Genomic DNA, 5,872 nt, shown 5'->3' on the forward strand with positions numbered 1-5,872 from the left:
ATGGCTGCGGCTACAGCGGCTTTTTTGTCATCAACGGGTGCATCGTTTTGCGGTGTATCGTCTGTTGTATTGTCAGCATCGGCTAATGCTTTCGCGGCCTTTTTCGCTTTGGCGCGAGCAATGGCTGCGGCTACAGCAGCTTTTTTGTCATCAACGGGGGCCTCGTTTTGCAGCGCATCATCAGTTGTACTTTCAGCATCTGCTAACGCTTTAGCGGCCTTTTTCGCTTTGGCGCGAGCAATGGCTGCGGCTACAGCAGCTTTTTTGTCATCAACGGGAGCCTCGTTTTGCGGTGCATCGTCAGTTGTACTTTCAGCGTTTGCTAGTTGTCCGGCCTTTTTAGCTTTAGCGCGAGCTATGGCTGCGGCTACAGCTGATTTTTTATCATCAGGGCTTGCTGGCTCATCACTTTGTGCTTTTTGCTCTTTATATTGTCGAGCTTGTTCTTTACGCAATGCGCGTTCTTTTGCTACTTCGCTATTATCAGGTTCAAGTGCATCGCCTTGTTGCTTTTTAGCTTTAGCACGGGCAATAGCAGCGGCTACGGCTGATTTTTCATCGCTATTAGCTGATTTACTTTTAACTCTTGCTAAAGCATCGGCTACTTTTTGTTTTTCGTCTGGTGTTTTAACTGCAGGCTTACGTTTATGGCGATTTTGTCGCTCAGCTTGTTCGCGATCAAGGCGTTCTTTTCGCGCATCAAAACGCTCTTTAGCACGATCTGCTTTAATTTTTTCTGCCTGCTGCTCTTTTATTTCTACCTTGGCTACCCGGTAGTACTGCACTAGCGGTATTTCACTTGGGCAAACGTAGGCACACGCGCCGCATTCTATGCAGTCAAACAAATTGTGTTCTTGTAGTTTGTCGTATTCTTTTGACTTAGCAAACCATTGTAATTGCTGAGGTAACAAAGAAGCAGGGCAAGCATCCGCACAGGCACTACAGCGTATACAGGCTTTTTCTGGGCCGGGCTCTGCAAGCTCTTTATGATCGGGCGCGAGTATACAGTTAGTGGTTTTTACCACGCCAATACGAATTGTTGGTAGGGTAAAGCCCATCATCGGGCCGCCCATAATTACTTGTTGCTGTGGTACAGGCGAAAAACCTTGGCAATCGAGCAAGTGCTTTATTTCGCTGCCTAATAAAGCCCATACATTTCCGGGTTTATGAATAGTATTACCCGTTACTGTGACTACGCGCTCAATTAAGGGTTTACCTTCATAAACAGCTTGTTGTATAGCAAATAAAGTACCGGTGTTATGTACCAGTATACCAACATCTGCCGGAATGCCATTATTAGGTACTTCGCGATTAGTAAGCAGTTTAATAAGCTGTTTTTCGCCACCAGAGGGATAAATAGTGGGCACTTTTTGCACCAATATTAAGCTATTATGCTCCGCTGCTTGTATCATTGCAGCAATTGCTTCTGGCTTGTTGTCCTCTATACCCACAATGCATAACGTAGGATTGAGCAGTTGTTGCATTAGCTCAATACCTTGCACTATTTGCTTGGCATGCTCGCGCATTAGCATGTCATCAGCTGTTATATAAGGTTCGCACTCAACCGCATTAATAATTAAAAACTCGATAGGTTGCTTAGTATCGGCTTTAACATAAGTTGGAAAACCAGCGCCTCCCATACCACTAATGCCCGCTTGATGAATAATATTAACAAGTTCATCGTGGCTTAGCGTTGCTGGGTTTTTAATTGGGTTAAGCTCGCACCATAAATCTTTACCATCGGGCTCAATTATTACACTAAGTTCAGGTAGGGCCGAAGGGTGCGCCGAAGGCATTAACTTTATGTCGGCTATTGTGCCTGAGGTTGGCGCATGCATAGGCACCGACCAGTTAGCTTTAGGTATGGTTAAAGCTTGGCCTTTTAAAACGTGCTGACCTTTCTCAACAATAAGTTTACCGTTAGCACCTATGTGTTGTTTAAGTGCAACTACGAGTTTGTCGGGTAATGGCAAGCGAGTAATACTGGCACTATTAGAGAGTGATTTTTGTTGTGGTGGGTGAACGCCGCCAGGGAATGGCCAAACGACCCCTTTTTTTATTTGTTCAAGTAACTTATCCACTCAAACCTCTAATCTATTTGTGTAACGGGAATTGCATTTAACTGCCATTTCCAGTTTTGTTTAGTTTCGGCTACAGGGAGCATATCAATGCAATCTACAGGGCAGGGCTCTACGCACAAATCGCAGCCAGTACATTCGTCAATTAATACAGTATGCATTTGTCGAGTTGCACCAACAATGGCGTCAACTGGGCATGCTTGTATACACTTGGTACAGCCAATGCATTCGTCTTCGCGAATATATGCCACAGTTTTAATTGGTTCAGCTTGCTCTCCGCCAGCTAAGGGCTTGGGATCAACGCCCATTAATTCGGCGAGCTTTTTCATAGTAGCTTCGCCGCCAGGTGGGCATTTGTTTATTTCGTCGCCATTGGCAATCGCTTCGGCGTATGGCCTACAGCCAGGGTAGCCACATTGGCCGCATTGAGTTTGCGGTAAAATGGTATCAATTTGCTCAACAATAGGGTTACTTTCTACCCGAAAGCGGATAGCGGCAAATCCTAAAATTAGGCCAAAAACTAATGCCAGTGAGCCTAGTGCTATTAATGCATAAAACAAGGTCATATTAAAACTTCACTAATCCGGTAAATCCCATAAATGCCATCGACATTAAGCCTGCGGTAATTAAGGCAATAGAGGCACCTTTAAAGGGGGTAGGAACATCGGCCGCTGCAAGGCGCTCTCGCAGGGCAGCAAACAATACAAGTACTAACGAAAAACCAACTGCGGCACCAAAGCCATAAACCGCCGACTGTAAAAAGGAGTGATCTTCTTTAATGTTAAGTAATGCAACGCCTAGCACAGCACAGTTTGTGGTTATAAGGGGTAAAAAAATACCCAGCAAGCGATATAAAGTAGGGCTTGTTTTACGTACTACCATTTCGGTAAATTGTACTACTACAGCAATCACTAAAATAAAGCTCATGGTACGTAAATAGGTAATATCCAACGGTATTAAAATATATTGGTTAACTAAGTAGCTGGTTACAGAGGCAAGGGTAAGCACAAAAGTGGTAGCCAAAGACATACCTATAGCCGTGTCTAGTTTACTCGACACGCCCATAAACGGACACAAGCCTAAAAATTGTACTAATACAAAGTTATTAACCAGAACAGTGCCAATCAATAACAATACATATTCTGTCATGTGTGCCTCGCGCTATTAAAATCCAATGCATTATCCATTTTTCTGCCGAGATAAACAACATGTGGAGTAGTTATCAGTCAAATAAATAGGGTAAAATAATTAACGCATAATGAAGATGTAAAATTACTGTAATTTGTTTGTAGAGTTTACTTAACGTTATGGTTTTAGTATGGGTTTAAAGTACTAGGCAGTACTGAAAATAAAGTAAAAAAGAGCAACAAGTGCTCTTTTTATTAATTAAATAACCTGAACTTGGGTTAACTACGCCCTTATATCAAATGTCTTTAGGTTTTTCTATGTAGTAACCTTGTACACCATCTAAGCACAGGGTTTCTATAATGTGCTTTTCTTCTTGGCTTTCGACCCCTTCAGCAAAAACACTTACACCAATCCTGTGTGCTAAATCGACCATTAAGCGCATAAAATATTGATTGTTTTTATCATCTTCTAGGCCGCGGGTATAACTGGCATCCATTTTAATAAAGTCTGGTTTTAAATCGCGGAAAAACTTAAACGATGTTAAGCCAACACCAAAACGCTCAACTGTTATGCGAGCACCCACGCGATGAATCATGTCAATAAAGCGTTTACTCGCTTTAATGTTTTGTTGTAGCCCAAATTCACTTACTTCAAAAACAAGTTTTGATGCAATATGGGTATCTTTTAATAATCGGCGTTCTAACCAAATTACAAACTGGTCGTTGTGCGCACTTGAAGGCGTAACATTTAAACCAAAAAACTTTTCTGAAAGATTTCGGCTTTTTATTTTCTCGAGTGATGAGTCAATAATTAGCCTGTCGATTTCTATAGCCATGTCGAGCTTTTCGGCCATAGCTAAAAATGAGGCTGTAGGCAGCATTTGATTATCTTCGGTTTTAAATCGCACCTGAATCTCAGCATACGCTTTAATATTTTTGCCCAAAGGCATAATATTTTGCATTACTAAATGCACACGCTTTGCTTCAATTACTTCATTTATAACTTTGCGCCAATTTTGATTACCAAATCCAGCACTTACATTATTAATTAAATCGCTTTCACGTTGTACATGCCAAGCGTTAGCATGTTTTGATTGCGCCATACTCATGGCGTTATCTACTACCGAAAGTAACTCACCAAGTGGTTTTGCTTTTTCGTAACCCACAATACCAGTATTAGCTACTGAGCTGAGCTCTTGGGTTTGTTGATACTGAGTAAAGCGAGATTGTAAGTTTTCACCAAAACGTTCGGCTTCTTTTAGCGGTATATTAGGTAATACAGCTACAAAATCAGAACTATTAAGTCTAAATACTTGGCTGCCAGTGTAGGTGCCACTAATGTGCTTAATAATATCAGCCACACCTTTAATGTATTCATCACCTTTTTGATAACCGCGGGTTTGGTTAATAGATTGCAGTTCACTACACCTAATTAAAGCGAGTGTACCAAAAGTGCTTTTTTCGCTGTTTTCTATATTTTTTTCATAATACTCAACAAACATATTCCGATTGCCTAAATCGGTTACACCATCTTTATAGGCTTGGTGTTTTATTGTGAGTGCTGCGTTTTGCAGATCTTCATTTTTACTTTTCAAAAAGTGCGATAAACGATTAAAGCTAGGAACTAAGCTCTTTCCTTGGCTTTTGAGCCTGCTTGTATCAAGACTTACTTCTAGGTCATGATCTAACTGGTTTTGATTTATATAAACATCAATAACATCAGCCACGTCCATACTAATTCTTTTATTTACTCTATGAGAAAGGGTCTTCATTAACGCCATAGGAATAAGGACTAAAAAAGTACTAACAAGCACAATAATAAAAAACGCGCTTTGTGATAAGTGTGCAAAACGTTGCACATTAAGTGTAAATTCTACTTTTATATCAGTATTACTACCGCTTACAAACTGGGGACGTACCGAGTTAAAATTTGTTTGTACAAATTCGGCAATAAAAGGCAGTGCAGGGGAATGCGTTACTTTAAATACTTCAGCTCCTTGATTGTCTCTGAGGATGAAGTTTGCAAAAGTATCGTTATTAGTAATAGCGCGTTTAAAATTGTTTGTTGATATATCAGATAAAGTTAAACCATCTATATAATTTTGGACTGTAGCTTGTGCATTTTTTTGCGCTTCGTTAACTGTGTAATTAAAGCTAATAGCTATAAAATAACTACCAACGGCAACACATGCTAACCAAGAGAGTATTTGTATTAATATGAGTTTTTTAAAGCCTGCCATTTTTTCAATCTTTTAATTGTCAGAAAGGGAAGGAATCAAATCCTTGATTTATAAACTAATCGTAACACGAAAATTGAGTGAATATACTTTAGTTATTAATCAGAAAGGGTAGTAGATATTGAGAGGAATGTCTATGGAATTATTAGCAATTGGCTCCCCCTCCCCGACTCGAACGGGGGACCTGCGGATTAACAGTCCGTCGCTCTAACCAACTGAGCTAAGGGGGAACTAAAGTAGTGCTATTTTATGATTTGGCTCCCCCTCCCCGACTCGAACGGGGGACCTGCGGATTAACAGTCCGTCGCTCTAACCAACTGAGCTAAGGGGGAACTACTATCATAAACATAAACTTGGCTCCCCCTCCCCGACTCGAACGGGGGACCTGCGGATTAACAGTCCGTCGCTCTAACCAACTGAGCTAAGGGGG

At 41.1% G+C, this 5,872-nt stretch carries 4 protein-coding genes and 2 tRNA genes; all 6 read right to left on the bottom strand.

Features of this window, described 5'->3' with window-relative positions:
• Positions 1 to 2,081, bottom strand: a 2,081-nt coding sequence (gene rsxC / locus AAEY55_RS17780) for an electron transport complex subunit RsxC (RefSeq protein WP_350552529.1), incomplete at its 3' end; no start/stop codon positions are given.
• An 8-nt stretch (positions 2,082 to 2,089) separates the two neighbouring features.
• A complete protein-coding gene (rsxB, locus tag AAEY55_RS17785) occupies positions 2,090 to 2,644 on the bottom strand; it encodes an electron transport complex subunit RsxB (protein WP_011327790.1) in 555 nt (184 codons plus the stop codon).
• Between the two features lies 1 nt (position 2,645).
• Complete coding sequence (gene rsxA / locus AAEY55_RS17790) at positions 2,646 to 3,227, bottom strand: electron transport complex subunit RsxA (RefSeq protein ID WP_011327791.1); 582 nt, start codon at positions 3,225 to 3,227, stop codon at positions 2,646 to 2,648.
• 274 nt (positions 3,228 to 3,501) lie between these two features.
• Positions 3,502 to 5,445: an EAL domain-containing protein gene (locus tag AAEY55_RS17795; RefSeq protein WP_350552532.1), complete on the bottom strand. Its 1,944-nt coding sequence runs from the start codon at positions 5,443 to 5,445 to the stop codon at positions 3,502 to 3,504.
• A gap of 150 nt (positions 5,446 to 5,595) precedes the next feature.
• Positions 5,596 to 5,672 (bottom strand) — tRNA-Asn (locus tag AAEY55_RS17800).
• 25 nt (positions 5,673 to 5,697) lie between these two features.
• Positions 5,698 to 5,774, bottom strand: a tRNA-Asn gene (locus AAEY55_RS17805).
• Positions 5,775 to 5,872: the final 98 nt, after the last annotated feature.

Source organism: Pseudoalteromonas sp. 120-MNA-CIBAN-0494 (genome assembly GCF_040308885.1).
Classification (GTDB): Bacteria; Pseudomonadota; Gammaproteobacteria; order Enterobacterales; family Alteromonadaceae; genus Pseudoalteromonas; species Pseudoalteromonas nigrifaciens.